The following is a 3,276-nucleotide window of genomic DNA, read 5'->3' as shown; positions in this document are numbered from 1 at the left end:
TGGCGCTGCCGTTGTTCTGGGGGTAATTCCCAAACTTAACATACTCCCCGACCTGAAACACTGGCTTGGGCTTAGGCTTCACCGCAGGATCTTTAACGCCCTTTACGGTGATGTCGGTCTTTTTGTTAGGTTCATCAAAACTCCCAGCACTGGAAGTCCCCATTTTGCGATATTCGCCCGAGCTGACAACAGCGCTGTCCAAGTTCTTCAGCACCCGCTTTAAAGCCTCTCGGGAGTTTGCTTCCGGAATTACAGCAGCAAAGAATTCCAGTCCTGCACGGTGCTCCTCAATGTACTTGAGACTCTGTTTTCTTTCCAGCTTATTAAGGTATCCCAAAAGCCCCTCGGGAGAACTGAAGGACTTGTCACCTATCCTGATATTTCTCTTATCTGATAATGCATAGCCCAGTATCCAGGCCGCCTGCATATCAGAACACTTCTGCTGGAAAATCTGTAAAAATGCCTTCTCAAGGAGATTGCTGGCTGCCTCGCTCTTTATAATGCCTCTCGCATAGAAGTCCAGGAAGGATCTCTGTAAAAGCCGGAGCGAGCTTAAAAATCCGGCATCTCCGGATATGGCATTAGAGATCGCCGCCTCGCCGAGCTCCTCGAGACTCCCGAACTCCTGTCCCCCGCAGAAGATGATTTTAAGTTCCGGAACAAGCTGATACATGAGACGATAAAAGACCTGATAGCATGATACCGTATCCGTATAATTCCGAAGATTCCTCTCCGCCTCCAGGCAGATGTTTTCTAAATCAGGGGCAATAAGACTGAAGTGGTGAGTCAGAATGCCGCTTCGCACCTCCTGGATTCCGGAAGCAGGATTCTTAAGCAGAGCTTTAACCAGGGACTCCTTCGTCTTGTGATAAACCCCGCCAAATTTGTAGGGCGGGAATTTCCCTTTGGGATCATCATTCTCGGAATACAGCATCATGCTGAGAAAGCCCTGCCGAACAGGGGCTCGGCTGCTTTTCAGGACATAGGGGGATATTTTGCTTAAGAGACTTTCCAGAGGAGCGGCATCATCGCCGATGTTATAAACCCGGTCAGAATAGCGGCTGGCCCAGGAATTATCCGTTTTTCCGGACAGCACAAAGGAAAACACATCGGCGTTCCGGCGGAGATCCTGAGCCGCCCGATCCGAAAGCCCCTGACGTGCGGTTCCGGGGGAGGATCCCGCGGTGAAGAAGAATACCAGAGGCCGGAGATCACCGGGAGCGGAGCCGGAGGGCCTTACCACGCCGTCTGTCATTTCCCGGAACAAAGCCCCGAAGCCGGCCCCGTAATCAGCGGCGCCGCCCAGAGAGGAGATATCAGAAAAGCCGCAGTGATAGGCATAGGAGAACCTGTGGAGCACCTTAACCTGAGACTTTCCGGAAAACACAATAACGGAAATAACCACGGACTCCACGGCATAGAGATCTTCGGAGATTCTGTTAATCACCAGCCTGAGAGCCCGGTTCAGGGTGTCAGCATGACAGCGCTCCATGGAATCGGAGGCGTCGACAAGCAAAAATAGAGGCAGTCTTTGCAGCATGTCTTTCCTGAAAACTTTTTACCTGGGATTCGTACCGAAGCTTCGGTACGAGCCCCGTTTCTCAAGTATCTCAGAAAAATAAGGGAATTTGTTTGAAGCCGGCGGGCATTTAGGAAAAAGAGCTGCAGAGGCACCGCCGGATATCCCCGGAAGCGGATCCTCCGGGGCGGAAAAAAACAGGCGGACTTGACCAGCCTGTCTCATTCTGTCCCTGTTTCACAGGCTCAAATTTTTAACCATTTACAGGGGCTTTGAAGGGCCGCAAATAGTAACAAAAACAGGGTCAAAGACTTTTTTGATCAGAACAGAACGCTGCTGAACAAAGAAAAAAACAGGAGAATTTGCTGAGATCCTTGGAAGAGTACCTCTTAAGACCATTTTAACGATACCCGGTCTTTACTTACGCAAGCTTTACCAGATAAAGCCGAGCCCAAACACCTAATTTTAGTTCTTCCAAAGCGGCCGAAATACAAAATCTGAGCCTGTCTCCCACAAGCGGGCGGAATAAGATTCCTGATTAGACGATTACAGATTTCCAGATTAGTCGTAAAGCGGGCCGCACAGCGATGCCACCATTGTTGACTTTGTAACCAATCGGGTAGAGCACGCCATCCATACAGACAAGCGATGCGTAGTGCGGATCAAGGCCCGGCGACCGCAGCCACCAATAACAACAGCTGTTGCTATTATTCACAAATGCTCCTTGCTTACGGGCATGAGCCGTAGGCTGACACTGTCTTTCACCGTTATTCTTAAAATAACGTTCCGCCTCCGCAAAACTGAGACACAAAACATGATCCCAGGTATTACTTCCGCCGCTGGTACCATACTGCCGGTTTTTGTCATTTACAACTTCTGAGAGCTTGATCCTCTGCCGATCTTTCTCCGAGAAGGCTGACTTAAGAAACTTATGGTTAAGCCACTTCCGAAGATCGCACTTTTCCCAGGTAATGTCTGTTATCTGGTGGTGATAATGTTCGCAAACAAGACCGTAACGGCTCACCAGAAGAGCCTCATTGTCCTTAACCTCCAAAACAAGCCACTCGATAGGCTCCTTGGCGCTGCCGTTGTTCTGGGGGTAATTCCCAAACTTAACATACTCCCCGACCTGAAACACTGGCTTGGGCTTAGGCTTCACTTGCGAAGAACCTTGAGCCATTCCCGGATCTTTTCCCAGACCTGAAACACTGGCTTGGGCTTAAGCTTCACCGCAGGATATTTAACGCCCTTTACGGTGATGTCGGCCTTTTTGTTAGGTTCATCAAATAGCCGTAAAGCGGGCCGCACAGCGCGGTTATCATTGCGGACGAGGTTACCACCCGGGTTTAGCGCGCCAACTGGATTCACGTTCGATGCGAAGTTCTGATAGTCGCCCGGCGAACGCAGCCACCAATAACAACAGCCGATGATATTATCCACCCATGCACCTTGGTAACGGGCATGAGCCGTGGGCTGACACTGTCTTTCACCGTTATTCTTAAAATAACGTTCCGCCTCCGCAAGACTGAGGCAGAAAACATGATCCCGGGTATTATTTCCGCCGCGGATGCCGTACTGCCGGTTATCGTCATTCGCCACCTCTGAGAGCTTAATCTTTTGCTGTTCCTCCACAGAGAAGGCCTCCTTCAAAAACTCATTGTTAAGCCACTTCCGGAGATCGCATTCTTCCCAGGTAATTTTTGTTTTCTGATGATGATACTGTTTGCAATGAAGACCGTGACGGCTCACCAGAAGAG

General features: G+C 50.1%; 2 protein-coding genes and 1 pseudogene. All 3 read right to left on the bottom strand.

From position 1 onward, the window contains the following. Window positions 1-1,540 (bottom strand): annotated as a pseudogene (locus ACJROR_RS14285) (hypothetical protein); the annotation flags it as partial. 517 nt (window positions 1,541-2,057) lie between these two features. Further along, window positions 2,058-2,678, bottom strand: coding sequence for a DUF6273 domain-containing protein (locus ACJROR_RS14280; protein WP_406547685.1), 621 nt, complete (start codon window positions 2,676-2,678; stop codon window positions 2,058-2,060). Continuing rightward, window positions 2,675-3,276 (bottom strand): DUF6273 domain-containing protein (locus ACJROR_RS14275; protein ID WP_406547684.1); only part of this gene is annotated, 602 nt, incomplete at its 5' end. The genes ACJROR_RS14275 and ACJROR_RS14280, both read right to left, overlap by 4 nt.

This window comes from Succinimonas sp. (assembly GCF_045225735.1).
In the GTDB taxonomy this organism is placed as follows: domain Bacteria; phylum Pseudomonadota; class Gammaproteobacteria; order Enterobacterales; family Succinivibrionaceae; genus Succinimonas.
The sequence above is the reverse complement of the archived record's forward strand: the minus strand, read 5'-3'. Positions and strand labels throughout refer to the sequence as shown.